This is a genomic window from Evansella cellulosilytica DSM 2522 (genome assembly GCF_000177235.2).
Taxonomy (GTDB): domain Bacteria; phylum Bacillota; class Bacilli; order Bacillales; family Salisediminibacteriaceae; genus Evansella; species Evansella cellulosilytica.
In genome coordinates this window covers 2,911,901-2,938,685 of the sequence record NC_014829.1, presented here as the reverse complement: position 1 = coordinate 2,938,685, position 26,785 = coordinate 2,911,901, and the positions used below count along the sequence as shown (strand labels likewise).

38 protein-coding genes and 1 tRNA gene are annotated in these 26,785 nt (G+C 35.4%); 35 read left to right on the top strand and 4 right to left on the bottom strand.

Annotated elements, in window-relative coordinates:
* Nucleotides 1-35: 35 nt before the first annotated feature.
* The 5 genes from BCELL_RS13620 to BCELL_RS13600 all read left to right on the top strand — a co-directional run bounded on the left by BCELL_RS13620 (nt 36) and on the right by BCELL_RS13600 (nt 2,693).
* A complete protein-coding gene (locus BCELL_RS13620; RefSeq protein WP_013489334.1) occupies nt 36-365 on the top strand; it encodes a hypothetical protein in 330 nt (109 codons plus the stop codon).
* Nucleotides 366-1,247, top strand: a complete 882-nt coding sequence (locus tag BCELL_RS21680; protein ID WP_013489333.1) for a DUF4373 domain-containing protein — start codon at nt 366-368, stop codon at nt 1,245-1,247.
* Nucleotides 1,186-2,019: an ATP-binding protein gene (locus tag BCELL_RS13610; protein ID WP_049786645.1), complete on the top strand. Its 834-nt coding sequence runs from the start codon at nt 1,186-1,188 to the stop codon at nt 2,017-2,019. Before BCELL_RS21680 ends, BCELL_RS13610 begins: the two co-directional genes overlap by 62 nt.
* A gap of 12 nt (nt 2,020-2,031) precedes the next feature.
* Complete coding sequence (locus tag BCELL_RS13605; RefSeq protein WP_013489331.1) at nt 2,032-2,334, top strand: replication protein; 303 nt, start codon at nt 2,032-2,034, stop codon at nt 2,332-2,334.
* A 116-nt stretch (nt 2,335-2,450) separates the two neighbouring features.
* A complete protein-coding gene (locus BCELL_RS13600) occupies nt 2,451-2,693 on the top strand; it encodes a hypothetical protein (RefSeq protein ID WP_013489330.1) in 243 nt (80 codons plus the stop codon).
* 29 nt (nt 2,694-2,722) lie between these two features.
* Here the strand turns inward: BCELL_RS13600 and BCELL_RS13595 are convergent, their stop codons facing one another.
* On the bottom strand, nt 2,723-2,926 hold the full coding sequence (locus tag BCELL_RS13595; protein WP_041808268.1) for a hypothetical protein: 204 nt from the start codon (nt 2,924-2,926) through the stop codon (nt 2,723-2,725).
* 153 nt (nt 2,927-3,079) lie between these two features.
* Between BCELL_RS13595 and BCELL_RS13590 the strand changes: the two genes are divergently transcribed.
* The 23 genes from BCELL_RS13590 to BCELL_RS13485 all read left to right on the top strand — a co-directional run bounded on the left by BCELL_RS13590 (nt 3,080) and on the right by BCELL_RS13485 (nt 20,880).
* Nucleotides 3,080-3,155: transfer RNA gene (locus BCELL_RS13590), tRNA-OTHER, on the top strand.
* A 60-nt stretch (nt 3,156-3,215) separates the two neighbouring features.
* Nucleotides 3,216-3,908, top strand: a complete 693-nt coding sequence (locus BCELL_RS13585) for a hypothetical protein (RefSeq protein WP_013489329.1) — start codon at nt 3,216-3,218, stop codon at nt 3,906-3,908.
* Between the two features lie 490 nt (nt 3,909-4,398).
* Complete coding sequence (locus tag BCELL_RS21675) at nt 4,399-5,349, top strand: hypothetical protein (RefSeq protein WP_013489328.1); 951 nt, start codon at nt 4,399-4,401, stop codon at nt 5,347-5,349.
* Nucleotides 5,350-5,357: 8 nt separating this feature from the next.
* Nucleotides 5,358-6,230 (top strand): sigma-70 RNA polymerase sigma factor region 4 domain-containing protein, encoded by an 873-nt coding sequence (locus BCELL_RS13570; protein ID WP_013489327.1) that lies wholly within the window; start codon nt 5,358-5,360, stop codon nt 6,228-6,230.
* Nucleotides 6,231-6,298: 68 nt separating this feature from the next.
* On the top strand, nt 6,299-6,838 hold the full coding sequence (locus tag BCELL_RS13565) for a hypothetical protein (RefSeq protein ID WP_013489326.1): 540 nt from the start codon (nt 6,299-6,301) through the stop codon (nt 6,836-6,838).
* A complete protein-coding gene (locus BCELL_RS21670; protein WP_013489325.1) occupies nt 6,831-7,187 on the top strand; it encodes a hypothetical protein in 357 nt (118 codons plus the stop codon). The genes BCELL_RS13565 and BCELL_RS21670 overlap by 8 nt, the downstream gene beginning before the upstream one ends.
* Nucleotides 7,184-7,579 (top strand): HNH endonuclease signature motif containing protein, encoded by a 396-nt coding sequence (locus tag BCELL_RS13555; protein ID WP_013489324.1) that lies wholly within the window; start codon nt 7,184-7,186, stop codon nt 7,577-7,579. The genes BCELL_RS21670 and BCELL_RS13555 overlap by 4 nt, the downstream gene beginning before the upstream one ends.
* 244 nt (nt 7,580-7,823) lie before the next feature.
* Complete coding sequence (locus BCELL_RS13550; protein ID WP_013489323.1) at nt 7,824-8,309, top strand: phage terminase small subunit P27 family; 486 nt, start codon at nt 7,824-7,826, stop codon at nt 8,307-8,309.
* Complete coding sequence (locus BCELL_RS13545) at nt 8,287-10,011, top strand: terminase large subunit (RefSeq protein ID WP_013489322.1); 1,725 nt, start codon at nt 8,287-8,289, stop codon at nt 10,009-10,011. The genes BCELL_RS13550 and BCELL_RS13545 overlap by 23 nt, the downstream gene beginning before the upstream one ends.
* On the top strand, nt 10,008-10,178 hold the full coding sequence (locus tag BCELL_RS22915; RefSeq protein WP_013489321.1) for a hypothetical protein: 171 nt from the start codon (nt 10,008-10,010) through the stop codon (nt 10,176-10,178). Before BCELL_RS13545 ends, BCELL_RS22915 begins: the two co-directional genes overlap by 4 nt.
* Complete coding sequence (locus BCELL_RS13540; protein ID WP_013489320.1) at nt 10,178-11,428, top strand: phage portal protein; 1,251 nt, start codon at nt 10,178-10,180, stop codon at nt 11,426-11,428. The genes BCELL_RS22915 and BCELL_RS13540 overlap by 1 nt, the downstream gene beginning before the upstream one ends.
* Nucleotides 11,429-11,431: 3 nt before the next feature.
* The gene (locus BCELL_RS13535) at nt 11,432-12,184 is read left to right on the top strand and encodes a head maturation protease, ClpP-related (protein WP_013489319.1); all 753 of its coding nucleotides are present in this window, start codon (nt 11,432-11,434) and stop codon (nt 12,182-12,184) included.
* Entirely contained in the window at nt 12,181-13,545 is a 1,365-nt protein-coding gene (locus tag BCELL_RS13530; RefSeq protein ID WP_013489318.1) for a phage major capsid protein, read from the top strand. Before BCELL_RS13535 ends, BCELL_RS13530 begins: the two co-directional genes overlap by 4 nt.
* Before the next feature lie 59 nt (nt 13,546-13,604).
* Nucleotides 13,605-14,114, top strand: coding sequence for a head-tail connector protein (locus tag BCELL_RS13525; protein WP_013489317.1), 510 nt, complete (start codon nt 13,605-13,607; stop codon nt 14,112-14,114).
* Nucleotides 14,115-14,128: 14 nt separating this feature from the next.
* On the top strand, nt 14,129-14,473 hold the full coding sequence (locus BCELL_RS13520; RefSeq protein WP_013489316.1) for a hypothetical protein: 345 nt from the start codon (nt 14,129-14,131) through the stop codon (nt 14,471-14,473).
* On the top strand, nt 14,454-14,783 hold the full coding sequence (locus BCELL_RS13515) for a phage head closure protein (RefSeq protein WP_013489315.1): 330 nt from the start codon (nt 14,454-14,456) through the stop codon (nt 14,781-14,783). Before BCELL_RS13520 ends, BCELL_RS13515 begins: the two co-directional genes overlap by 20 nt.
* Nucleotides 14,784-15,203 (top strand): HK97-gp10 family putative phage morphogenesis protein, encoded by a 420-nt coding sequence (locus BCELL_RS13510; RefSeq protein WP_013489314.1) that lies wholly within the window; start codon nt 14,784-14,786, stop codon nt 15,201-15,203.
* The gene (locus BCELL_RS13505) at nt 15,200-15,523 is read left to right on the top strand and encodes a hypothetical protein (protein ID WP_013489313.1); all 324 of its coding nucleotides are present in this window, start codon (nt 15,200-15,202) and stop codon (nt 15,521-15,523) included. Before BCELL_RS13510 ends, BCELL_RS13505 begins: the two co-directional genes overlap by 4 nt.
* Nucleotides 15,524-15,526: 3 nt before the next feature.
* Nucleotides 15,527-16,096 (top strand): major tail protein, encoded by a 570-nt coding sequence (locus BCELL_RS13500; protein ID WP_013489312.1) that lies wholly within the window; start codon nt 15,527-15,529, stop codon nt 16,094-16,096.
* Nucleotides 16,097-16,154: 58 nt separating this feature from the next.
* Complete coding sequence (gpG, locus tag BCELL_RS13495) at nt 16,155-16,538, top strand: phage tail assembly chaperone G (protein WP_013489311.1); 384 nt, start codon at nt 16,155-16,157, stop codon at nt 16,536-16,538.
* Nucleotides 16,539-16,591: 53 nt separating this feature from the next.
* Nucleotides 16,592-16,741, top strand: a complete 150-nt coding sequence (locus tag BCELL_RS22645; RefSeq protein ID WP_013489310.1) for a hypothetical protein — start codon at nt 16,592-16,594, stop codon at nt 16,739-16,741.
* 12 nt (nt 16,742-16,753) lie between these two features.
* Complete coding sequence (locus BCELL_RS13490; protein WP_013489309.1) at nt 16,754-20,059, top strand: phage tail tape measure protein; 3,306 nt, start codon at nt 16,754-16,756, stop codon at nt 20,057-20,059.
* Nucleotides 20,056-20,880 carry a phage tail family protein gene (locus BCELL_RS13485; RefSeq protein ID WP_013489308.1) on the top strand — a complete coding sequence of 275 codons (825 nt, stop codon included), beginning with the start codon at nt 20,056-20,058 and terminating at the stop codon, nt 20,878-20,880. The genes BCELL_RS13490 and BCELL_RS13485 overlap by 4 nt, the downstream gene beginning before the upstream one ends.
* Nucleotides 20,881-21,360: 480 nt before the next feature.
* Here the strand turns inward: BCELL_RS13485 and BCELL_RS13480 are convergent, their stop codons facing one another.
* Both BCELL_RS13480 and BCELL_RS13475 read right to left on the bottom strand, forming a co-directional pair.
* Entirely contained in the window at nt 21,361-21,870 is a 510-nt protein-coding gene (locus BCELL_RS13480; RefSeq protein WP_013489307.1) for a hypothetical protein, read from the bottom strand.
* Between the two features lie 7 nt (nt 21,871-21,877).
* Nucleotides 21,878-22,570, bottom strand: a complete 693-nt coding sequence (locus BCELL_RS13475; protein WP_013489306.1) for a DUF3800 domain-containing protein — start codon at nt 22,568-22,570, stop codon at nt 21,878-21,880.
* Nucleotides 22,571-22,973: 403 nt separating this feature from the next.
* Between BCELL_RS13475 and BCELL_RS22640 the strand changes: the two genes are divergently transcribed.
* The 7 genes from BCELL_RS22640 (at nt 22,974) to BCELL_RS13450 (ending at nt 25,921) form a co-directional block, all read left to right on the top strand.
* Complete coding sequence (locus tag BCELL_RS22640; RefSeq protein ID WP_013489305.1) at nt 22,974-23,138, top strand: hypothetical protein; 165 nt, start codon at nt 22,974-22,976, stop codon at nt 23,136-23,138.
* Nucleotides 23,139-23,238: 100 nt separating this feature from the next.
* A complete protein-coding gene (locus BCELL_RS22635; RefSeq protein ID WP_013489304.1) occupies nt 23,239-23,391 on the top strand; it encodes a hypothetical protein in 153 nt (50 codons plus the stop codon).
* Nucleotides 23,392-23,519: 128 nt separating this feature from the next.
* The gene (locus BCELL_RS13470) at nt 23,520-24,161 is read left to right on the top strand and encodes a hypothetical protein (RefSeq protein WP_013489303.1); all 642 of its coding nucleotides are present in this window, start codon (nt 23,520-23,522) and stop codon (nt 24,159-24,161) included.
* Nucleotides 24,162-24,376: 215 nt separating this feature from the next.
* Nucleotides 24,377-24,631: a hypothetical protein gene (locus tag BCELL_RS22630; protein ID WP_157184201.1), complete on the top strand. Its 255-nt coding sequence runs from the start codon at nt 24,377-24,379 to the stop codon at nt 24,629-24,631.
* Nucleotides 24,628-24,954: a hypothetical protein gene (locus tag BCELL_RS13460; protein ID WP_013489301.1), complete on the top strand. Its 327-nt coding sequence runs from the start codon at nt 24,628-24,630 to the stop codon at nt 24,952-24,954. The genes BCELL_RS22630 and BCELL_RS13460 overlap by 4 nt, the downstream gene beginning before the upstream one ends.
* On the top strand, nt 24,951-25,370 hold the full coding sequence (locus BCELL_RS13455) for a hypothetical protein (RefSeq protein WP_013489300.1): 420 nt from the start codon (nt 24,951-24,953) through the stop codon (nt 25,368-25,370). The genes BCELL_RS13460 and BCELL_RS13455 overlap by 4 nt, the downstream gene beginning before the upstream one ends.
* 362 nt (nt 25,371-25,732) lie before the next feature.
* A complete protein-coding gene (locus BCELL_RS13450) occupies nt 25,733-25,921 on the top strand; it encodes a MerR family transcriptional regulator (RefSeq protein WP_013489299.1) in 189 nt (62 codons plus the stop codon).
* Nucleotides 25,922-26,302: 381 nt separating this feature from the next.
* Here BCELL_RS13450 and BCELL_RS13445 read toward each other — a convergent pair whose 3' ends face one another.
* On the bottom strand, nt 26,303-26,785 hold the full coding sequence (locus BCELL_RS13445; RefSeq protein ID WP_013489298.1) for a restriction endonuclease: 483 nt from the start codon (nt 26,783-26,785) through the stop codon (nt 26,303-26,305).

The following is a 26,785-nucleotide window of genomic DNA, read 5'->3' as shown; positions in this document are numbered from 1 at the left end:
TGGACAAGTTATACAACTAAAAGGAGGTCTATTTTATGAATAAAGAAAAGATAATTCTTATGTTGATTACATTCTATGTAACTGCACATAAACAACAAATGAATTATGAGGGAGACCTACCTAAACACATGGATCCAGGGGATAATCCTTACTTTTTTCCGATTTATAATCTGGTAGAGAAAGAGATAAGAAAAATATGTGCTATGCCTAGTATTGAAGAAGAAATGATTGGAGAGTTTGAATTCGATATCTTCATGGATAAGCTTCATGATTGTGCGTATGGAGATTGCACAGAACAAGAAGTGTTAGAACTATTCTTAGCATATAACCCAGGAGGAAATCACATAAAAGAACGGGTGATGTAAATGGCAAGGCCCACGAAAGAAGGTTTAGATTATTTTCCACTTAATGTAGATATTGAACAGGATGAAAAAGTCGCATTGGTAGAAGCGGAACATGGATCACTAGGGTTTACAGTAATTATAAAACTTCTAATGAGGATTTATAAAAACAGTTACTTCTTTGAATGGGGAGAAAAGGAACAATTACTTTTCACAAAGGTAGTTAATGTTGACATTAACTCTGTTAATGCAATCATCAATGATTGTATAAAGTGGGGTTTTTTTAACAAAGAGTTGTATGCTGAGTATAAAATCCTTACTTCTCATGGTATTCAAATAAGGTATTTAGAAGCAACTCGTAGACGTAGCCAAGTAAAAGTGTTTAAAGAATATAACCTATTAAGTGAAAAAGAGGTTAATGATTACAATAACATAGTTTTTGTCGACATTAATTCAGATAATGCCAACAATAATCCCCAAAGTAAAGGAAAGGAAAGTAAAGGAAATAAGAGTAAAGAAAATGATAGTAAAGAAGCTAAAACAAGTGAGCTTATAACTGAAATTTTTAATTACTACTTTTCCAAAAATATTATTAAGCATTCAAAGCTAACTAACCAAATGAAATCGGCAATTACAGCAAGATTGAAGGATTATAGTTTTGAAGAATTGACTAAGGCTATCGATAATTACGCTTTTGTATTATCTAGTGCGAATCATTACTTTACTCACAGGTATCCATTAGCTGATTTCATGAGGGACAAAGATATTCGTAAGTTTGTTGATGAAGCGGATCCACTAAATAATTTTCTAGATAAAAAGTCTATTCCAAAAGGGGGAATAACAAATGCAGAAGGTCAGTCAAGTTATGAAGGATATGACTTCGAAAATCGAGAACCAGACTTCTAATGACCTGTTTTCAACTGTTGTTTTTGAAACGGATGTTTGTGAATGTGGAAACCCATACAACGCAGCTTATCTCCAGAAGTTTAGAGATTATAAAGCTCGAGGGTTTCTAGCATACAGATGTGAGGTGTGTCAGAAAAAAGTGAATGAGGAGGAGTGGAGAAAAAAGGTTGCTGAAGAAGAGAATGCTATAGCCCTTGAGAATTGCAGGAAGTTTTTTTTTGAAGAATCCATCCTTGATAAAAAGTTGAAGCTAGCTACCTTTGATAATTATCATCCTCGAAATGACGAGCAAAAAAAAGGAAAGGAAATCGCCATAAGATATGTTAATTCATTCGATCATGACAACCCGAGAGGACTATTATTGTTTGGGAATTATGGAACAGGCAAAAGTCATTTAAGTGTGTCGATCGCGAAGAAAATTGTAGATAAACGTAATTTTGTAGTTTTTTTACCGGTACCCGACTATCTTGCAAATCTAAAGGCTACTTATGGAAATAACAGCGATACGGAATTGAGAATTATAAATAAAATCGCTCGTGTTCCACTACTGATACTTGATGATATCGGAAGAGTCGATCCTTCTGGTTGGGTGGAAGAAAAACTCTTTCAAATTATTAACCGTCGTATTGGGATGCACACAATCTACACTTCAAACTTTGGTCCATCAGAATTACCACATCGCATTGGTGGTAGAAATTTTTCTAGAATGATGGAAGATGTTCATCCTTTACGTATTACTGGTGACGATCATAGGCTTAAACATTTTAAATAAAGTGGGGTTATTATGCGGAAATATACGGAAATTCCAAATGAAGTGTTAGATAAGCTGTTAATAACGAAAGTAAACGGTACTCAAAGAAAGATAATAGATTGCGTTATGCGCCATACGTATGGTGTGGAACGAAGTTATAACGAGATGTCTGATTCTTTTATTGCCAGTGAAATATTAACAGATCGGCACCATGTTAATGTAGAGCTTAATCGATTGATTAACAGAAACATAATAACAGTAGTGCATGCTCCTATTGGAAAAACAAGAACAATATGTGTCAATAAAAATGTTCATGAATGGAAACAACCTAAATAAGGTTATGAAACTTCGAATATTGACTTTGAAAAACGTTTAGTTGCTGGACAGACTTCACATTGTATTAGACAAATTAGTCTAAAAAGAGGGTAAAATACGAAGGGAGTGCATTTTAAATGTCAAAAATAAATATTACAACATGGCTACAGGTAATGGAAATACAAACTTCTGTTTTAAATTCTATCGATCTTTTAGTGGGAGACCCTGTAATGTCTAGGGAAGATATTGCTTTAAGGTTGTTAGACACTATGGAACATATTGAATCTATAAATGAAGTAGTAAGGGATGAGGTATTTAGTACGGAAGTTCCTAATTTGAGATCTCAAGTTGGGGGGAAATTGGATGATAATAAGGGATAGATAAGGTAATATTGTCGGGAAATTATGAATCAAATATGTGCCAATGACAAATATGAATGATAAAGTAGTATTATCGGGAGTTGATTGAGTGTGGAGACACTCGGTTGGTTCTGGTATCTGATTAAGTAACCTTTTCCTTGGACGGGCTGGTTACTTTTTTCTTTTGCAATCATCGATATTTGATACACTGTCCCTGGTTGCATGGTTTCCGCATACGCAACTATGTAGCTCATAACCTTCCTCCTGGGGAGCGTTGACCGCAGGCGTGCAAGGGATGGATCGCGGAGGCTTTCTTCCAGCCTTAGTAATGGGAGATAGAGATAGTAACTATCCTTTCATACGTTTGATGATTACTACATTGATTGTGGTAATCCGCTCAACTTTATGCGGGCGAATGTTCCAAGGCTGGCGAATTGGTCTCCAAAACCGATTGGATAGGTTCGATCCCTATCGCCCGTGCCACTTAAAAAGGAATTGTCTCTTTTCTGTCGAATATATTCGATATGAGAGGAGGGCATATTAATGAATTATTCACTATTAGAAAATGGAGCAGACTCTTTAAAAGGAGCACATGATAGTTTGCGTTCTTTTGATAATCAAATCGATGGTACAGATCATAATTTAAAAGATGCTGTAATTTTTTTGAACCATGGTATAGAGATACTATTTAAATTAATCTTAAAAGAACATAGTCCTGCCTTAATGTTTTCAAATTTGAAGGAATATCAAAACGCAAAGGTAAAAATGAAAAAGGGAGGAGAATCTGATGTTTTTGACGTTAATTCATCATTGAGAACTGTTTCTCTAGAAGAAGCTGTAAAAAGGGTTGAATTGCTTTGTGATATCGAAATAACTGATCAATTAAAAAGTTATATTTTATATATAAATAAAATTAGAAATAAAATAATGCATTATAGCATTTCACTAAGTGAACAACAGTTACATGAGTTAACTTCTAAATTGAAATTGTGTTATGAAGAATCGATAAAATTTCTTGAAATACATATTGATGGTTTGAAAGAAAAGATTGAAGACTCAAGATTTGAGATGACTTACGATGAATATCTAACAGAACAAGCTGAAATCATGGCTGAAATGCTTTATGAAGATGCAAGAATTGAAGAAATGGAAAGACAACAAGAGCTAATGCAAGAGGCAGAACAAGATAGTCTAGGAGATATGATGGACCAAATGGAAGATGAAACGAATCATTGATTAACTTCTCATATAGTTCAGCGCCTTAACGGGTGCTTTTTTTATGCCTAAATATCTTTCTGGGGAAGTTCCTGAATATAGGAGGACCATGTACACGGAGAGGATGGCGAGAGGTGCACGAAGTTTGTTTGAATTGTGATCCTAACAAATGCGCAGTTAGGGTTAAATTCTAGATATACAAGGAGAGCAGACTAAAACCCATAAGGCGATTTGTGGTTGAACCTAATAAATAAAAAACGCTGTAGTCATGCCACAACATGACTTAAACAATGGACCTAGCGAAGGGTCAGAAGGTCTTGTTTGTAATTTCTGGTCAGCACCATAGAAGACAGAATTTTATTGGTGAAAGGTGGTGTAACCACCTCCTATAGGTAGTAAAACGATGTCAAAGTGTTAGAAGTGTCCTTAAGTGCCGACTTGTTTCAAAAGAAAAATATTCTATGGTGCTGTGCAGAGACAACAAAATACATCAATAAAGAAGGTCAGAAATATGGATGAATGGAGAGAATTAGCTAAAAAAAACGGAATAAAATATAAAACATATTTTGCTAGAATCAACCAATATGGTTGGGACCCTAGACGTGCGGCAACTGAGCCAATTAGTAAAATTAAACTAAGAGCTGATTATGATTGGATTAAATTAGCAGAGAGTAATGGGATTTCTAGAAAAACTTATAAAGATAGAGTAATTAAATTAGGTTGGGATCCAGAAAAAGCATCAATAACACCAACTAAGACAATTAAACCGCGCAATGATAGATATTGGATAAATATCGCTAAACAAAATGGAATTGCTTATGACACATACTTGCGCCGTGTTCATGATAATTTTTGGGATCCAGAAGAAGCCGCAACGACACCACCTATGAGTCATAAAGAAATAGTGAAGCTTGCTCATGAACAAATTTCAACATATGCGAAAATAAACCAAGAGAAGATTAACAATAATCCAGATAATTTATTCAAATTAACTCCAAAACATATTGAAACAGCGGCAAATAACGGTATATGTAAAAGTACAGTTCATGGGCGGGTTTATAACAATGGTTGGACTGTACAAGAAGCAATCACTAAACCTGTACAAAAAGGATTTGATAAGCCATCAGGATATTATGAATACTTGAAGGTTGCTAAAAAAAATAAAATTAACACTGCAACATTTATGAGTAGAGTCAAAAGAGGTTGGTCTCTTGAAGAAGCCGCTACTCTTAAACCTATAAAACCAACAAGACGAAGAAGAAAAGATAATAAATGGATAGAGAAAGCGATTGAAAATGGTATAAGATATAAAACTTACTTAGGTCGGACTAGAAACGGGTGGACTCCGGAGGAAGCAACTACAACTCCATTGCTTGAAAAAGGCAAGGAGTTTTTAAATGAAGAAAGACAAGGTAAAGCCCGTAATGCATTTAAAGAATTCCGAAAAATCCGAAAGAGGTGATAGCTCTTATGCTCACAGATGAGGAGAAACATGACCTTGTTTTAAGATACCAATATATTGTTTATGACATTGCCTATCATTATCGATTCCTTGATAGGGATATTGAGGATATTAGAGGTTGGGGGTATGTTGGATTAGTTAATGCTATTAATGACTTCGAGAAGTGTTCTGATATAGATCTTAAAGTAATGGCATATCCTCGAATTAAACGTGAAATTCTTAAACAATACAGCAAAAGACCTTCGGAAAAAGAGATAAGCATACAAAAAGAAGTGTTTACTGGGAAAAATGGCTCAAGTAAAACACTAGAGGAATATTTAACTGATGAACACCAATCATATTATAACGAATCAGACATTTATTCTATGCTTGAACAGGCATTAATTACTGAAGAAGAGTTATTAAAGAAGGTTACCTTAGATTATTTACTTAGAGAAAAAGACATTGCTTCGCTTTCTAGTATATATGAAATACCAAAACAAAAAGTAACCCGATATTGTCGCAGAGGCAAAACGATTATCAAACAATTTTTGATTAACAATGGCATTATTAGATATCAAGCAAGAGAAATGAATGAAAATAAAATAAAAGAGAAAAAACAGAGAAGTTTAAAAAATATTAATAATTCGGATTACGGAAAGATTAAATACCTTCGTAAGTATTTTCCATACTTAAATTTCGATGACATAGCTTCATTAATTGGGACTTCATCATTTTGTGTAAGTGAAATAATCGATTACCCAACTGCCACTTATTTAAGAGCTACATTGGATGGGACTATAAAGGATCAGGCCTTGGAATATTGCAAAAAAAAATATCCAAATAGAATTCCTGGGGATGTGACAGTTTTTAAAGTAAGTATGTCTAACAACATAACTTGATTATTAAAGATGTTCCAAAAATAGGAGCGTCTTTTAATTATATACAAAACAAATAGGAGTTGATGATCATGGCTGACTATACTAAGTCGAGCGAAGGTAAGGTAACAACATTAGAATGTTTTGAATGTGGATTTAGAGAAGTATTTACTGAACGTCAAATCAAAACTACCGATGGAATGAAATGTTATGTGTGTAATGGTATTGTTACACCAACAATTACTAGATCAGGAGAAAAGATTAGAAATAGGAGAATGTTGAAAGGAGCACGTCCTCATACAGCGTTATTTGATGAAATGCATCAGCAAAACCTTAAACAAAGTATAGGGAAATTAACTGTTGATATAGATTGCTCTGATGCATTGAAAGGATTAAAAGCAATTCAACGTGAAGCAAAGAAGGCAACAGCTGCTTTAAAAGAATTAGAGGAACAACAAAAGAAATCTGCAAACATAAATGCTCAAATTGTACCATCGATTGATTTACCGAAAATTCCACATATAATTGATGATGTTCCTGATCACGTTAAGAATTATGGGAAATCAAAAACCTATGAACATAAAGGGCTTTCTGCAACAGCTTGGTTTAAGGGGAGTGATTCTAATGGTTGAGGTAGGCATTTTCTTGACGATGTTTGTTACGATCCCGATTGTTCTTTTCACTATCATTTTACTCTTAGGTAATAAACTTTCTAAGTTTACTAAGCGAAGAGTTGCAGAGGGTAAAGATATATTAGTTATTGGTGGGAACCTAAAACAAGCAAAGAACTACTGGAAAGATAATAAGCATAGATACGCTGGATATAACAATGTTTACTTTCCAAATGAAATTAGTTTAAAGGGATTTGACGGAAGAAGATTGGTAATTATTCTTTGTGGTAATTATCATGAAAATAAAATTACTGATAGTCCTGTTTTAAGTATATATAAACAATTCGGAGCGGTAGTGATCAAAGAATGAAGCGACCATTAAAACCATGCCATAATCCCAAATGTAGAGAGCTGACTAGGGAACGTTATTGTGAAAAACATAAGGCTGCATATGAAGAGAAACAAAAGCAAATACAAAAAGATTATGATAAGCAACGCGGATCTTCTACTGAAAGAGGTTATGATTACAGATGGCAAAAAGCTAGTCGTTCTTTTTTAAAGAGAAATCCTCTCTGTGTTTGTGAAGAATGCAAAAAGAAAATAGTACCGCTTCCTGCGAATGTAGTTGACCATATTACACCACATAAAGGAAATATGAAATTGTTTTGGGATAAAAATAACTGGCAATCTATGAACAAAAGGTGTCACGATAAGAAGACAGCTAAAGAGGACGGAGGATTTGGTCGTGATAGTAAAAGATGAAAGAGAACTCTGCTTCCTTTGCGATAACTTATCACGGAAGGGCTTATTATTATGCGCGAAATGTTATGAAAAACATAATAAAAACGATATTAGTATAACAAATAAAATTTCGAAAAAGGGGTAGGGGGGGTATATCCCTATCAGGAGCGCGCTCTAGACCTATCCGGCAGTTAAACGTGCACAAAATTCGATTTTTGGAGTAAGCCCTTTAGATACATAAAAATACGTTTTAGGAGGTGGGATTATGCAAGGTCGAAAAGCGAAACCAATTTCAGCAATTGAAGCAGAAGGAAACAAAGGAAGATATACCAAAGAAGAATTAGAGCGAAGACGAAATGCAGAAATCAAACCTCCTAACGATAATGTAGAATGCCCCAAGTGGCTTAAGGGTGAAGCTAGAAAAGAATGGAATAGAATTTCAGAAGAGCTCTTTGATCTTGGTTTATTAACTAACATCGATGTAGGGGCTCTTGCTATTTGCTGTGATGCTTATGGGAAGTATGTTCAGGCTTCGAGGAAAATAAAAGCTACAGAAATGTTGATAGAGCATAGCAATACTGCAAAAAAGACTAACTTAATCATTAATCCGTTAATACAAATAACAGCGAAGTATGCAGATATTTATAAAAAGTATATGACCGAGTTTGGGTTATCTCCAAGTGCAAGAGCGCGTTTAGCTGTAGCTAACAAAGATGGGGAAGATGAGGATGACGACAGCGACCTTGACTAAGCTACATCCTACAACGCAATATGCGGATGATGTAGTGAAGGGCAGGATTGTTGCAGGCAAATATGTAAGACTTTCCTGTAAACGCCACTTGAATGACTTGGAGAGACAGGGGACTAAAGACTTCCCTTATGTTTTTGATGAAGAAAAAGCAACGAAGGTATTTGAGTTCTCGGAGAAACGATGTAAACATATAGAGGATGGATTAACCGTAAAAAAGGGAGATCCAGTAATATTAGATGACTTCCTACAGTTTATAGTGGGGAGTGTTTTTGGTTGGGTTCATAAAGATACTGGTCTAAGGCGATTCAGAAAAGCATATGAACAAGTTGGCCGTAAAAATTCTAAATCCACAACATTAGGCGTAGTCGGATTAAAGATGTTTGCAGCGGATGGAGAAGGTGGACCTCAAGTTTATACTGCAGCTACCCAGAAAGACCAGGCGAAGATAACCTATGGTGTAGCTGAGAAAATGGCTGAGCTTGATAAAGCATTAAAAAAACGAATTAGATTCCAACGTAGTAGAAGTATAATGACCCATAAAAACAATGGTGGACGTATGATGCCACTGTCTCGTGAGACTAAGAGCATGGATGGTTTTAACCCTCATTGCGGTATTATTGATGAGTATCACGCTCATAAGACTACAGAGATGTACGATATTATTGTTTCCGGTATGGGAATGAGAAGTCAGCCTCTCATATTTATTATTACTACTGCTGGATTTGATATAAATAGTCCTTGTTACGATGAGTACAAGTACTGTAAAGAAATATTAGAGGGTAAGAAAACAAATGAAGAATATTTTATATACATTGCAGAAATGGATGAAGGAGACGACATTAATGATGATCGTAATTGGATAAAATGTAATCCTTTATTAGCTAAAACAAAAGCTGGAAGAGACTACTTAAAGCAAGAATTAAAGATCGCACAAGACCAGCCGTCTAAACGTAGAGGGGTTATGACCAAGAACTTTAATATATGGCTTGATCAAAAAGATGACGGCTATATGAAAATGGGTAAATGGGCTAAATGTGGGGAATCTGAAGATAATCCATTTCCTGATGTTAGAGGTCGTAAGTGCTTTGTAGGTTTAGATCTTTCTAAAAAAATCGATTTAACTAGTGTTTCTTTCGAATTTCCTTTAGATGACGGTAGATATGCAATCTTATCTCATTCCTTTATTCCAGAGGAAACATTAAAAGAAAAAATGCAAACTGATAGTGTCCCATATGATGAATGGGTTAGAGAAGGGTGGATCACGGAAACCAGAGGGGCCCGTGTTGATTATAAAAAAGTTCAAAAATATATTATCCAAGAAGCTAAGAAAAATAATTGGGAGATTGTTGAAGTAGCTTATGATGAATGGTCAGCTGGTCTAATTTCACAAGAGTTGGAAGAAAGTGGTTTCGATATGGTTGAGATACCTCAAAGGATTAATCATCTATCTGAACCCACAAAGAATTTCAGAGAGCTTGTATATGACGGATTAATAATCCATAACAATAACCCAGTTTTAACCTGGGCTTTTTCTAATGCAGTAGAAATGCAAGATCAAAATGAAAATATTAAGCTCGATAAGAAAAAATCAAAAGAGCGTATTGACCCGGCAGCAGCTACAATAAACGCACATGCAAGGGCATGGAATCCTGAAAAAGAAGCTGGCAGTGTTTACGAAAAAAGAGGGGTGAGGACTTTGTGATCAAATATAAAGACATTATACAAGATGCGCTATTAATAATAGGATTTTTGTTATTATGCTATGGATTATGGTTAATATACCCACCGATAATGTTCATTATTGGTGGTATTTTGTTACTAAAGGCAGGGCTACCACCTGTTGAGAGAAAGAAAGGTGGTGGTGATTAGTGGGTTTATTAGGGAGTATCATTACTAATTCCAAATCTTATTCGATGGATGACTTTGATAAAGAAGTCAGACAAAGGATAGAACACTCTCAATCAAAAACAAATACCAATGTGTCCGAAGATAAGTCGCTTAAACATTTAACTGTATATGCTTGTGCTAGAGTACTTGCAGAAGGATTAGCATCTTTACCCCTTCATGTCTATAAAAGAAGGGCAGATGGCGGAGCTGAGAAAGCTCGTGATCATCCCGTGTATGGACTATTACATGATTTACCTAACAACGAAATGACATCAATGACATGGCGTGAATCACAAATGGGCCATCACGTTCTAAGTGGCAACAATTACTCTCTTATTACTTTAGATGGATATGGAAGAGTAGTAGACATTTATCCGCTAGATTGGAACACAGTAACAGTAAGGCGACACGAAATCACTAACCGCATTGTGTATGATGTGAATGATCGTGGGAAAATTGAAACATTCCCTGCTGAAAAGATATTTCATGTACCGGGTTGGGGGTTTGATGGCCTAAAAGGTTACTCTCCTATTCGAATGGCAGCTAGCGCAATAGGGACAGGGTTATCTTCACAGGATTTTGTAAATCGTTTTTATTCTCAAGGGATGAATATAGGAGCGGTGTTAGAACACCCTCAAGCGCTTGGAGATAAAGCCTATGAAAGATTGTTAGAATGGATTCAATCAAAAGGTGCAGGGCTAGCAAACTCTTGGAAGCCGATGATCCTCGAGGAAGGAATGAAAATTAATCGAATACCAATGCATTTTGTTGATGCACAATTTATTGAAACCCAGGAACTCACGAGAGATGAGATTTGTGGGATATTTCGTGTGCCTCCACATATGGTTGCTAACCTTAAAAATGCAACTTTTTCGAATATAGAACATCAAGATTTAGCGTACGTAAAACATACGCTTCTTCCATATATTCAACGCTGGGAGCAAGCTATTAACTGGAAGTTATTCACTCCAAAAGAAAGAGCAGAAGGTTATTATGCTAAACATAACGTTGAAGGCCTATTGAGAGGCGATTATAAAACAAGGCAAGAAGGACTTGCAATACAACGTCAAAACGGTGCGCTTAATGCTAACGAGTGGCGCGCAGAGGAAGAAAGGAATCCGATAGAAGGTAGAGCTGGTGAAGCATACCTAGTCAACGGAAACATGACACCAACAGATATAGCTAATGGCAAACCAAGTCAGACTAGATCAACTGAAGGAGGTGAGGAATAAAATATGAAGATTCCTATAAAAGGGCCCATTGTATCAGATGATGATATTTGGATTTATGAATGGTTTGGCATAGGAGCTACAAGCCCAAAAACAGTTAGTAAGCTTATTGAAGAGGCAAATGGCGAGGATTTAGAAGTTGAAATCAATAGCGGTGGAGGTTCAGTTTGGGCTGGATCTGAAATATATACGCTATTAAAGAGTTGTAAACAAAATGTAGTTGTAAACATCATGGGGATTGCTGCTAGTGCAGCAAGTGTCGCAGCCATGGGTGGGAAATTAATAAGAATCGCACCAACTGGACAGATTATGATTCATAATTCGATGTCAGGAGCTAGTGGTGACCATAGAGAATTAGAGCATGCTGCTGAAATGTTAAAAGGAGTAGACAGATCAATCGCTAATGCTTATATCCTCAAAACAGGAAAGAACATGGAAGAGCTACTTAGCCTTATGGCCAAGGAAACATACATGGGTGCAAAAGAAGCAAAAGAATTAGGATTTGCTGATGAGATTATGTTTGATGAAGATGATCAGTTAGTAGTTGCAAGTTTTGATCAATCATCATTACTACCAAGAAATGTAATCAATAAAGTGAGAAATTTAATTGATAATCCTAATTCAATAACAGATACAACTGACAATAGTCAGCAAAACCATATAAATGAACCACCAAAGGAGGAACCAAAAAAGGTTGCTCCTATTTCTATGTTTGAAAAACAAATCAAAATGAATGAAAGAAGGGGAATAACTCAATGAAAACACTACAAGAATTGTTAAATGAACGCGCTGAAAAAATTCAAAATCAACGTACTCTGATTGATGCAGCGAAAGCAGAAAACCGTGATTTAACTGAAGTAGAAGCAAAGGATTTCGATGATCTTCAAGCTGAAATTGACGGACTTGAAAAAGATATTGAGGATAAGCATAAACAAGAGGAAAGAGAAAAGAATTTAGCTGCTCGTGAAAGAGAGATTAACAACCAAGTAAAACCTTTCCGTCCATCTATGCCATCAAATCACGAAACTCAACCAAGCCCTAAAGATGATAAAGGCTTCCAAAATTTCGGTGAATTCATATCCGCAGTACGTTTTGGTGATCCAAAAGGCAGATTGAGTGAGGTGCCAATTAATGAAGGTGAAGGTGGAGGATATGAGGTACCTGAAGCCTTTAGACAACTACTACTCAGAAATGAAGACAAAGGGATGTCAATGGGAGTTGGAGAAAAAGGAGGATTTGCAATTCCAGAACAGTTCCGTTCTGAAGTACTTCGAATGAACCCTGAAAGTATGATTGTTCGACCTCGTGCAAGTGTTATTCCAGCAGGAGATCCACCAGATTCTAAAATCACAATGCCAGCATTAGATCAAGGTTCGAATGGGGTTTTTGGTGGTGTTGAAGTTCAATGGATTGGTGAGGGTGATGATAAACCGGAGACTGATGCGAATTTAAAAGAAGTGTCACTTGAACCGAAGGAAGTTGCTGCAACTACTGTCGTAACTGACAAATTACTACGTAACTGGAAAGCTTCAAATACATTCCTTGGAGGGTTATTAAGAGGGGCAATGGATTCGGCTGAAGATGTTGCATTCTTAACTGGAAATGGTACAGCGAAGCCACTTGGCGTAACAAATGGAAATGGAGCATTGTCTATTAACAGAGGTGAATCAAATAAAATCAGCTACTTAGATGTAGTTTCTATGATTGCCAAATTGCATCCAGATTCGGTAAGCAATGCTCTATGGGTAATAAACCAAAGTGCCTTGCCACAAATTGTTACATTGAAAGATGAAGCGGGAAATTACATTTATATTCAAGGTGATGCATCACGTGGGATCCCCGCAACACTTTCAGGTATCCCTGTTCGATTCACTGGCAAAACAAAACCTCTTGGTACAAAAGGTGATATACAATTAATAGACTTTGGTTACTATCTCATCAAAGACGGTTCTGGACCTTATGTTGCAGCATCTGAGCATGTGTTATTCCGCCAAAACAAAACAGTTATCAAAGCGTTCTGGAATGTAGATGGGAAACCTTGGGTTGTTGAGCCGTTAACATTGGAAGATAAAAGTACTAAAGTCTCTCCTTACGTTGTCCTTGATGTGCCACAAGGCTAATAATAGTAAAGGTGGCCATTTGTATGGTCACCTTGCTTTATGAAAGTTAGGTGGTTTACTTGTTTATAAAAAATATTGAGGTTATCGGTGAGGAGCCGGTTACATTACCCGAGGCAAAAAATTACTGTCGAGTTGATATAAGTGAAGACGATGCATATATTCATAGCTTAATCACAGCTGCAAGGGATCACATAGAAACAATTGGGAGAATGACCCTAATTAAAAAGAATGTGACTTTGACAACTGGTAATAACAAGATTAAGTTGCCACTCGAACCATTTATTGAAATTGAGTCTGTAAAAGTGAATGGAGATATAACTAACCAGTATGATCACATGGCTAATTATGAGGGTGAATGTTGGTTTGTGAATCAATCTAATGCAACGGTTGAAATTAGTTATATATGCGGCTATGAAGAGATACCAAAACCTATTTGGCAATCTATTTTAATGTTAGTCGGTCATTGGTATGATAACCGATCTGTTGTCCAAGTAGGTAGAAACGTTACGGATATAGATTTTACATTAAAAGCATTAATTGCCCCTTACAAACGATGGGGAGCGAAATGAGGAGGAGTGTTGAAATGAAATATAGACGTAAAGTAAAGAAACTTTTTAAAGATAAATATGATCCAAAAAAGTACCACAAAAAGGATTCTGTTTTTGAATCGGAAGATCCAGAAAGAATTGAAGATCTGCAAAATAGAGATCTAATAAGTGAAGAGGAATATGAACCTGAACAACAAGATAATAAATCCGTATTAGATCAGAATGCTTCTGATGTAGTTGCAGCAATTAATTCAGATTTAAGTAAAGAGGAACTGCAAGCTCTGTTTACTAAAGAATCAGAAGGAAAAAATCGTTCAACTGTCTTAAAACATATCGAGTCTTTGGTTAAAGGTGAAGGTAATGAACCCGGGGCGAGCTAGACACCGAATCACTTTTTTATCTCCTCCTGAAAAAGGTGATTTTTCTTCTCATAACGACTTGGGAAATTGGCCAGAGTATACAACAGTTTGGGCTGAACTGGAGACGAAACCGGGACGATTTTTCTCAGGATCTGATCGCAATTTCTTACAAAGCATGAAAGTTTTTAAGATTAGGTACCGAAAAGATTTGGAAGATAATGAGTCTATGAGGGTTATGTATAAAGGTAAGCCATATGAGTTAGTTGAACCAATTTCTAATGTTGATGGAATGAATATTGATCTGCTAGTCGTTTTACAGGCGGTGAAATAAATGACCAATATATCTTTAGAAGGTCTTGAAAGCTTACAAAATGCATTAAACGAGCTTGGTGTTAAGGGAGAAAAGATATCTGATGACGCAGTAGAAAAAGGTGCTGAGTTCATCGAAAGGAAATTTGAGCAATCTGTTTATTCTTTTGGACTAAATAGACGAACTGGAACAGCTCAACGAGAGATCACTAAAGAAAGAATAAAAACTGGTGAGTACATTGTGGGAACTACAAGTGATGCCTTTTATCTGTATTTTTGGGAAATGGGCTTTTATCATGTTGGTACAGCCAAAAGGCGAAAAAGAAGAGCTCCTGGAAGGTACATGGCACCTCGTCCAATATTAACACCAGTGTTTGAACGTAATAAGTCAGGCATGATAAATGCAATGGCAGTTGAAGCTAGAAGGGGATTAGGATTATGAACATTGAAGATATCTTATCCCCTATAAATGCTCCAGTAGTTCCTATTTATTACACAGGAAATGAAAAAACTTATGTAACCTATTTGGAATACAACCAGCAAGGTGCTGCTTTTGCTGACGATAAAGAAAAACAAACAGCTTTCTCTTATCAAATAAATATTTACGCTCCTTATAAAGCCGATGATTTGGTTAATCAAGTAAAAGGGTTATTGATTAACGCGGGACTAACCAGAACATTTGAAGCTGAGGAGTACAGTGAACAAACGAATCTCTATCAAAAAGTGATTCGTTTTTCTTATTCTACGGAAAATGAGGGATGAAGAATGCCTACAGTTGGTTTAAAAGACTTACATTATGCAAAAATCACAAAAGATGATGGGGACAGTTTTGAATATGATCAGCCAAAATATATAGCGCCGGCTATATCTGCCAATATCGAACCACAAGTAAACAATGCAAATTTCCATGGTGACGATGCATTGTTAGAAACAATTGACGCTTTGGATAGTATCAACGTTGCCTTAAATTCTGATGATTTACCTCCTGAAGTACAGGAAGATTTGCTAGGAGCAAAAGTAAATAGTGATGGAGTAATTGAAAGTGCAATTAATGATCAGGCTCCATATGTTGCTTTAGGGTTCAAGGCTCAAAAAGCTAACGGTAAGTACCGTTTTGTTTGGCTTTTAAAAGGTAGATTTAGACCAGCATCACGAAACTATCAAACAAAAGAAGCAACTCCTGCTTTTCAAACTCCTACACACAATGCAACGTTTTTAGGGAGAAAGAAAGATGGAAAGTGGAAGTTTGAAGTTGAAGAAGATCAAGAAAATGTAGCACAAGAAGTAATTGATGATTGGTTTGATAGTGTATATCAACCGACACCACAAGGATAAAAGGGGCGAATTTCGTCCCTTTTTTTGTTATGAAAAAAACTTATTGGAGGTATTTAAAGTGAAAATTGATCTGAAGTTTTATGTACCAGGTAAGGACGGTAAAGAGGGGGAGTTTGTCACTAAAACATATACAACACCATTTGTGTCGATGTTGGCACGCAGAAAGTATTTAGAGATGGAAGTAGATAAAGGGTTTGACATGAATAATTTAAAACCTGAGCAAATGGATGAAGTGTATTCACTTTTACCGAACATCGTATTCCATAACCAATTTACATTGGAGGACCTTTATAAAGGTGCTGATCAAACTTATATTTTTGAAAAGCTATTTGAAATGCTTTATGGGATCAATCCAGAAGAGCAAAGAAAACTCGCTAAACAAAATACAGAAGAAGCGGTGGAGGACCCAAACTCACTAAAGAACAGCGAAGAGAAAAGTTAAAGCAACTCTACGCTGAATATTACACCACAATAAAAAACCACTATAGAGAACTCATGAAACTCGGTTATAAATTACACGAAATAGATCAAATGGATATAGATTTTTATTTTAGCCTCTACAACGAAACAGAAGTTGGGGGACAGGGGAATCAGAATATGAACAAAGGTTTTGGACAAGAGGTACCAATCGATTCAGTATGGTAAGGGGTGAGGGAAATGTCACAGGCAGAAGTTGGGGCTCTCCGGGTCAGGTTAAATCTAGATAATGCGGAATTTACACAATCACTATCTAATGTTAATGCTGGGCTTCGTGGTCTAAGATCTGAAATGAATGTTACAAGATCTGGAGGAAATGATTTCGGAAGAAGTTTAGAAGGTCTTCGTACGAGATCGGACATCCTCACCCGTACATTTGAGACTCAGAGAGCTAAAGTAGATGAGTTAAGACGAAGATACGAAGAGTCTGTAAGAGTTAAAGGTGAGGACCATGTAGAAACTCAAAAACTCTTAACTCAACATAACAATGCAGTTGCTGCAATGAATAGGACAGAGCAACAGCTCAATGATGTTACAGACGCTATAGAACGGCAAACAAACCCCTGGAGAAGGCTCGAGACCAACCTAAAGGATACGGGAGAGCGATTTAAGGAAATTGGCGGAAAGATGTCAGACATAGGTAAAGATTTATCTCTACGTGTCACTGCACCTATAGTTGGACTTGGCGGTGCGGCAGTAAAGATGGCAACGGATTTTAATGCCGGCATGGCTAACGTAGCCACATTAATTCCAGGTAATATCACAAGAGTCAACGATTTGAAGACTTCAGTACAAGAAATGGCAATTGAAGTCGGTAAGTCTACAGGCGATTTGACAGATGGTCTTTATCAAACTATATCAGCTTTTGGTGACACGGCTGATACAGTTGAAATATTAGAAATAAATGCAAAGGCAGCTGCAGCAGGATTAGCAACTACATCTAATGCAATTGATTTAACATCCGCAGTTACAAAAGGTTATGGTGACACATCAGCCGAAGCTGTTCAACACGCTTCAGATTTAGCGTTTACAACTGTTAGGCTAGGACAAACAAGCTTTCCTGAACTCGCAAGTTCTATGGGCCGGGTTATTCCCCTCGCGTCAGAGTTAGGTGTATCTCAGGAAGAACTGTTCGGCGTAATGGCTACTGGAACGGGTGTTACTGGATCTGCTTCAGAGGTCGTTACTCAGTTTAGAGGTATATTACAATCCCTTATGGCACCTACTGGAGAAATGACAAAGTTGTTTGAAGAATTAGGATATGCAAATGGAGAAGCAATGTATGAATCATTGGGTCTGCAAGGATCCTTAGAAGCTATTGTGTCAGCTGCAGAATCAAGCGGTATACCTCTACAAAAATATATAGGGTCTATAGAAGGTCAGACACTTGCATTAGCACTAAGTGGAGCTCAAGCCGATACTTTTAATGAAAAATTAGCTGAAATGCAAGAGGTATCGGGAGCAACTGATAAAGCATTCCAGGAGCAAACTGAAGGTATAAACAAAGCAGGTTTTACATGGGAGCAATTTAAACAAAGAATGGCAGTAATGGCTCAAAACCTTGGTGATACTCTTATACCATCACTCCTTACTTTAGCCGACTCTATCGAACCAGTAGTGATTTGGCTTAGTGATTTAATAACAAAATTTGCTGAAGCAGATCCAGAAACACAAAAATTTATAATTGGTTTAGCGGGAGCTGCAGCAGCTGCAGGTCCTGTTTTAGTTACATTAGGTGGTTTGACAACTACTGTTGGTGGTGTCATGGCTGGTGTATCTGGTTTAACAGGAGCAATTGCAGGAGCTGGTGGCCTCGGAGCGGCACTAACTACATTTGCAACAGGTCCTGTAGGACTCACAATTTTAACATTAGGAGCATTAACTGCTGGCGGTATCGCTTTATATAATCACCTAAAACAAGATGCTATACCAGAAGTAAATAGATTTAGTGATGAAGTCTCCGAGTCTACTCAGGAGGCTGTTGGTGCATTTTTAGACCTTAATGATGATGCAACATTTGCTTTACGTGAATTAGCGATGACCGGTAAAGAAGTCTCTGAAGAAACTAGGGATGCAATAGTCGGTAACTTTAGAGAAATGTCAGAGCGAGTAGCTGAAGCACTTGATGAACAAAAAGATAAATCTATAAGAAGTATGCAAGAGTTTTTCGCTAACGCGAATGGAATTTATGAGTTTAATTATGAAGATACGGTTAGGCTCACTGAAGATAATCAGATGGACATTTTATCCGCAATCGAAGAAGGCTATGACAATAGAATTGCTGAAACGGAAAGAGCGTTTGAACAAATTCAAAAAATAATTGAAACTGCAGAAGCAGAGAACAGAGAACTTACAGCCTATGAACATAGAAAAATTAATCAACTACAACGCGAAATGGTTGAAAATGGCATACAGGCAATGTCTGAAAACGAGTTGGAGCAAAAAATAATACTTGAAAGAATGCATGAGAATGCTAGTTTAATTACAGCAAGACAAGCAGCTGAAGTGGTGAAGAATTCAGTTGAACAAAAAGATGCAGTAGTGGCTGAGGCAGAGGAGCAGTATAACAGATCTATTGGTGAATTTATAAGGCTACGTGATGAAGCTGGCGATATAACCGAAGAACAAGCTAGTGCAATGATTCGAGAAGCTGAAAGACAGCGAGATGAAGTAGTTAGTCGTGCTGAAGAAATGCATCATTTAGTTGTAGAAGAAGCGAGAAAGCAGGCAGAAGAACATATCTTTTTGATCGATTGGGAAACGGGTGAGATCTTAACTAAATATGAGCAGTATAAAAAGCAAAAAGAAGCAATGACTACGATACTTACTACGTTCATCAAGAAAAAATGGAACGAGCAGTGGGACGAGGTAAGAGAGACAGCTAGAAAGATTAGAGATTATCCAACAGAAAAGATGGAAGAACTTAAATCGAATGTCTCAGGTACGTTGACCGCTATGGGAATCATAGTAAAAAGTCGATTTAATCAAGCAAAAGACGATATTTTGAGTCCTATAAACAGCGCTAAAGACTCTGTTATTGGAGCCATTAATGCTATAAAGGCAGTTTTTGATAACACAAAACTCGCTCTCCCAAGCATAGATGTTCCTAAACTACCTAGATTTAGTTTGGAAGGATCGTTTAGCATAAATCCGCCAAGTGTTCCAAGAATCGGTATTGATTGGTATGCAAGAGGTGCTGTCTTTACGCAACCAACAGTTCTAAACACTCCTGGGGGCATTAAAGGGTTTGGGGAAGCTGGCCCAGAAGTTGCAATGCCTTTAGCTGGTCAATATATGCAGCCATTTGCTGATGCAGTTTCTGCAAGAATTAGAAGCACTTCATCAGATCAAGAAAGACCTATTCACATCACTAATCACATCACTGTTGAAGGAAATATAGACAGAGATCTTTACGATCAAATAAATTCAGAACAACAAAACGAGGTTGAAAATCAGCTGCTGGTTATGGGGGTTAAGCAAACATGAGAAAATATGATCTATCTGTTATAAGAAAAGATACAGAGATAAATGTTTTAGATTATGGAATCACATGCCTAACCTTTTCAGCTCCATTGCCTATACCAAGAACAGCCAAAGAATATCCTGAAGGAAAGAACGGTTATGTAGACCTTGGTACAGTTTATGAGGGTAGGAGAATCTATGCAACCTTTTTGCTGAAGGGAGAAAATGTAGACGACTATTATCTCTTGATAAATGAGTTAAATAGAATATTCGATAGTAGAGAAGCTTTTTATGTTAGACATTTTAGGCAACCTTGGAAGAGATATAAAGTGAAATTGGAATCTCCTATAGAACCGCAACAAATAGATCGTTATGGGCGAATCAACCTAACATTTGAAAGTGAATCAGCTTTTGCAGAGAGCATAGGAACTTCACTTAGTCCCTTTACTTTTGATGTTGAGTTATGGGGGATCGGTCAAGGTCTTAGCGTAGACCAAAATGACTATACGTTTAATAGCACTTCCTTTGTATTTAATAATATAGGTGACGTTGCGCTAGATCCTCGCGAGTGGTATCAACAGTATAAAATCACTTTTAAAGGTATCTCAAATAATTTAAAAATACGTAATGAACGTAATGGTGATGAATGGCAATATTTTGGATCAACTACATCACAGCAAGAAATAGTAATCGAAGGTGTTAGAGCCAGAAAGAACGGTATATCAATTTTCAGCAATACATGCAAAAGGGTATTAACGTTAGAGCCAGGGGGAAACGAAATAACAATTAGTGGGACGAGTGGTCAAATCGAAATAATATTTGATACTCGTTTTTATTATTTGTAGGGGCGAAGAACATCAAATACAGAGAGTTAGGTGCTTTCTTTAATCGAGTTAGAAGCTTATGGAAGGTATATAAGAGACCACTGTCTATATAAATTAAACAGCAGCAGTTATGATTACAGGGGACACTAATAAGATAAAGATATGCACCACTTCACCTCTTATATTTGGTAGATTTTTGACTAAACATAGTAATAGCGTTATTGAGTTTGCTGAAAAATCAGGAGATAATAGAGAAACATTGATGGTGCAACAACCGATAAAAATTATTAGCTAAATGATATGGTTTTTGGAAATTACAAAGCACCATACCTTATAGGACACCTTTAATTTTTGGTTTAAAAATTAAATAAAAGGGCATAGTACTAATAATAATATTTCATGAAGTTATTGATAATTGTTGACACTTAATATTACCGATGCATATAATGAAACTAGCTCATCTACCAGGATGTAGAAGGAGTTCCTGAAAACGTCTCTCACCTAGAGGGGCGTTTTTTGCTTGTATTTATTGTATTTTTTTAGTTTTTTCTTCAATTCATGATCCCGGTCTAAATAGTAAGCAGTTATTAAAAGAAAGTAATTTTTTCTCTCTTCAATTACAAGTAAATATCTCTCCTCTTCAATAAGGAAATGCAATCGCTCATATGATTTATAAGGCTCTCTCCATATCTTTACAATTCCGCTTGGACAATTCCAATTGTGTATTAACGCTTTAATCCACCGTATCCTTTCACATCGCCTCAAATCTGGGATTCTATTACTTGGATCTTGTGTTTTATGATAATCAACTGAGGTTAGATGAAAAAAAGCTTGTTCTTTATCGCACTCATATGGATGTTTCCTATAATTAACAGGTTTATTATTAATAAGTTGCTGCGTGGCCACAAAATCTTGATAAAATATCGAGTACAGTATATCTTCGTATCTTGTCCAGTCGCCATAGTCATTGAAATCTACTAAATCCGGAAGCCATTCACAAGCGAATTTCATTTAATAATCACCACCTATCGGGTTCCCATAAGAATAAATTGAATTTTCTTTGATTCAATCGTGTTGAATTGCGTAAGTTTGTTCCAGAGTAATTTTTAATGTGTTGGACCAGTCTCAATTTTGCATCACTGGTGTCAATATCCCTATTTTCATAGCCTATGGCACCAATTAATAAATCCGCTAACTGAAGCAATTGACTCTCTTCAGATCGAATTAACTGTATTTTTTCAATAGTCCTATATTCAAAATCATGGAGGTAGTGACTTAAATATTTTCTAAGATTAATAACTTTTTCCGTACCATTTGTATCTTTAATATCCAAATATACGTTGTTTATGACTTCCGGGTCAATTATCCCTCTAAGCAATAGATAATACATCTTATAATACCAGTCATCATGGGTCTGTTGATAATCATCATGACGCAACCCATTTTTTTCTGCTATCAGAGCACGGAAACTTAAGTGTGCAGTTTTAAAAAAGTAATCAACCAAGCTTATAAAATAGTCTAAATTTGAATTAGATACCTTAGTCCATTTAATTTCCGCATACTTATTAATTCCATGTTGGAACTTAATTTGAAAAATATCCTGTGCTGTACTTCTAGTTAACCTTTTTGGACAACTAATTGAACCTAATATCATAACCTTTTCCCCATCATTTTCTAAATGGCAACTTTCATCACAATAGATATTTAACATATAATACCCCTCTTTAGTAACTCTCATTTTTTTACAATAACTTAATTATACAAAACCTAACTAATCTATTAAATAGTTTTATCAGTACTATAGTACTTTATAAAAAATAAAAACCCGACCAAGATAAACCACTCCTATTGAGGGGGCACTTGACCGGGTTGTTCCCGTATCATTTATTCAACTATAAATAACATACAATGTTATATAATACTTGTCAATACTATAAGGTACACCTAAATATGTTTCAGAGTATTGACATGGAGAACCTCCTATAATAACTTTTATGAGTACTGTCAAGAACTCTAGATTTTCAATTTAATCAACATCAGTCTTCATAACCCAATAAGTAGTTATAAGTAAAGGCACAATCAGTTTTGGGATGATTAAAAGAAGGTTATAAGATATGGAAACAAACAACAAATTTATGTACTGGTACCGCATAGTAACAGAAAAAGTCATCCAGCTGATGGACTTTACTAATGGTACAATAGTAAAAATACCGGAGAGTAAGATCGATGAAGTAGAGGCGTACGGAAAGTACAAAAGAGGGAATTGTTTAGATATTTAAACAGCATTAGTTACGAGGACAGAGGGCACAAATAATACATAAATCAGACACATTAATCATCCTCCCATTAAGTTATTATTAGCTTAGGAGGGGATAAAAATTGGAGAATACAGGTAATTTAGACACACTTATGAAATTATTGATAACCGCAGAAAGAACAGATTTTACAGAAAAAGAGATTGAAATAGCTAAGGAGTATTTTAAACAAGGTTTTTTGTTGGGGCGTGCTGATGGAAAAATATATGCCGAATAGGTCCAAAGAGCAGGAGAAATCCTGTTTTTTTATTTTTTTGCAGGAATTGACAATTAAATGCAGAATTATGTTTATATCGCATACACATACGTAATTTTTAGATAATAAATTATATAGAGGTGTTTTCAATGGAAAAGAAGTTTGAAACAACCAATATTAGAACTGGTTTTGATCAGGAAAAGTTCGATGATATGTTCAATAATCTTATCGATTATTTGAATACAAATAATAACCTACAAACAATTGAACAGATTACAACTAATTATTTATCTTCGAATAGTGATTTAGTAGTCGCAAATTTTATTGATTATCAGGTACATGGATTTGAACTGCTTGGAGAGCATATGAAAACATTTCAAGAATATGTTTCTAAACGAATTGTACCAAACTATAATGGAAAACACAGGGAAGTTTTTCGAAGGATTGAAATGTTAAAAAGAGCTTCTAGTTACCACTTCATGCAAATGGATAAAGTGCTAAATAGTCCAAATGGAATTAAAGGATCTGTTTTTGGTTTTCCTGAATCTTCTCCATTCGAATTTTCTATGACACTTGTTAAAAATAATAACACTATATTCCATGCAGCACTTAATTTTAATGATGGCATGGCACTAGCTAGTACACTTATTGATAACCTCATATTTAAATTTGACAAAGGCGCAAATAATATTAATGTCGATGAATACGATAAATTAAAAAAAGATTTTGACCGTTTCCACTCCTTAATGGAAAATTTTTTATATAAAGAAGAAGAGAGAAGTAAAAAATGACTTACACATTAACAGATATCATTTTATTATCTTTAATAAGTAATGAATTGATACCACAATTTTTTAGCGGTTTATTAGGAAGCTTATTGACGATTATAATTACATTCTTCATATACAGATCTAATAAGAAAGAAGTTAGAAAAGAATTTATTTATTCATTGATTATGAACGAATTGTATCCAAAAGTTTATAAACCGATAATAGAAGAATACCAATTGTATATTGACAAGTCTCATTCTGGAGTAGAATATACTATAAATATCTCGGCATTAGAAAAAACAATTTCATCTAATAAAGCAATTATAAAATTTTCTTCTGGTCTTATCGAAAGTAGAATTAACACTTTATACTCCTTATGTAAAACAATAGATGACAATTCAGATTATAATAAAAAAATGAAAAAGATACTATTCGAATTAAAATCAATACAAGAAGAAGTCACGAAGCAATTTAAGGAGTTATCGGTATGAATAATTATAGTTTTAGTGAAATATCAAAAGTGGTACAATACTTACATGGATATAATGAGAACCAACTAGCTGACCATATCACCGAACTAAAAATACGTATTGATACTATCGAACGAACAAATCGATTAGTTAAAACTGACCCAAATACCACCACAAGATTCGGTAGGGCTAAAACACAAGTTGAAACTTTAGAGGTTAAATATAATGAGCTTGGAAATACTATAGGTAATAGCGAAACAGCAAATTTAATGACAACACTATACAGCGTTGATAAGATATTAAATACTATAGAAGATTCCACAAAAACGGGGGATCAAGTATGAATGATAAAAAATTGGAAATAATCTTCAATTCCGATAACACTTATATTCTGGATAATTTAGATGAACTGCAAACCAAAATTAGTGAATTCACTGTTAATCATGGTGACATGCTCTTATATAAAACAGAAAAGTTAACCATAACAATTAATGATATTAGTTCAGTAATAGTTACAGCTTATTTTAGCGAGTACAATGATATTTTCCCGTTAATTCAAAATTCAATTAATGAATATTTAAAATTAACCGAATTAGATCGTCGGTTCCATAAAAACTCTGCTTTTAGATTATTCTTACCCTACGATATACCTTTAGACTTTACAAAATATATCTATGAGAAAAATAATTATGAAGTTAAACCACATTTATTAGATGAACGACAAGCAATAACTTTTGAATCTCCATTCCAAATACATTAGCCCTTATTGGGCTTTTTTATTTAGATTTATTTAAGTACATATGATACAGGGAAGGATTTTCCAAACAAATGAGGTTCAGACATTGTTTGTATGAAAAAGGAAGGAGCGATTAAACCCCTGCTTTTTTAATTACTTTATTGTTGCACTTGTAGAAGGTCCAGCGAATATCTTTGACATCCAAATTGTGATGTCTGAATCATGTATGTGTGTGGCTCTGGACCACCTTATAGCATCTCGTACGCTAAATCTTCGAACTTAGATGGAAGTATAAAAGATTGTTACCCCTTTTTTATTTTGAATAAAGGTATTTAGAGTAGTTTGTCTAATACTCCTATATACAATATTTGTGGGAGGACATCTTTATGAAAAGACACGAATTACCTGAAGCGTTGGATCCAAAGCATATACAAGCATTTTTGGGGATAGGAAGGAAACAAACTTACGAACTTTTACATAACCCACCATTTCACGTTATTAGGATAGGTCGAAACTATAAAGTGTCAAAGGAATCTTTCCTAAGCTGGTTTGATGGGAAGGAGCAGATTAAATGAAGAAAGGATTGCTTCCTGGGTGGCACCTTAAAATCAGTGTTATCCAAAGTGCATCATTTTTGATTTGGTATCATTTCTAATATTGGAGCTTGATATTTTCTATTGACATATTCAACAAAATGTTGGCAAATTAATTGTTCTGCAATTATCTTAAAAGCTTCTTCATCGATATTGATGTTGGTTTCAGATGTAACGAGTTTTTTTCTCTTGCTAATCTTAATTACCTCCTATTTGCAATCGTATCTTTATATATGACACATTGCCCTTAATTTCGTACAACTAGTCTAAATTAGACTAGTTTAAAGTAGACAAGTAAAAGTAATTTTAACAGAAATAAATTTGCGAACTAAAATGTGAAATCTCCACTCAAATATGCTTAGTTTAGATTGAACTTCTTCGTTTTACTTCCCTGTTGTATTTTAAGATCAGTTCTTGTATTTCTACACGATCAATTAATTTTACGTTATTAATACTAGCTAACCTTTTTGCCTGTTTTGTAAAAAACTGATTACTTACTACAATTGCATCATCTGCATTATAATATTTGATTGCAGCAACTATTTGTTGCACTGCAGTTACCCCAATATTTGATTTGTAGCATTTGGCTTGCACTACTGTCCTTTCCCCATTCTTAGAAAGTACTAAATCTGCTCCATAATCCCCAGATCCCTTTGTAATGTTCGCTTTATATCCTTGAGTTTCAAATAACGGTTTTAGGATATTCTCGAACTCATAACCGTTCATCTCATCAATATCTTCAATTGACAATTCATCAATATTTAATTGGAAATCTGGTTCTTTTAACAATTTATATGACCAAATTATAGGAATTGCTATCATCAATCCAATTATTAATCCAATCAT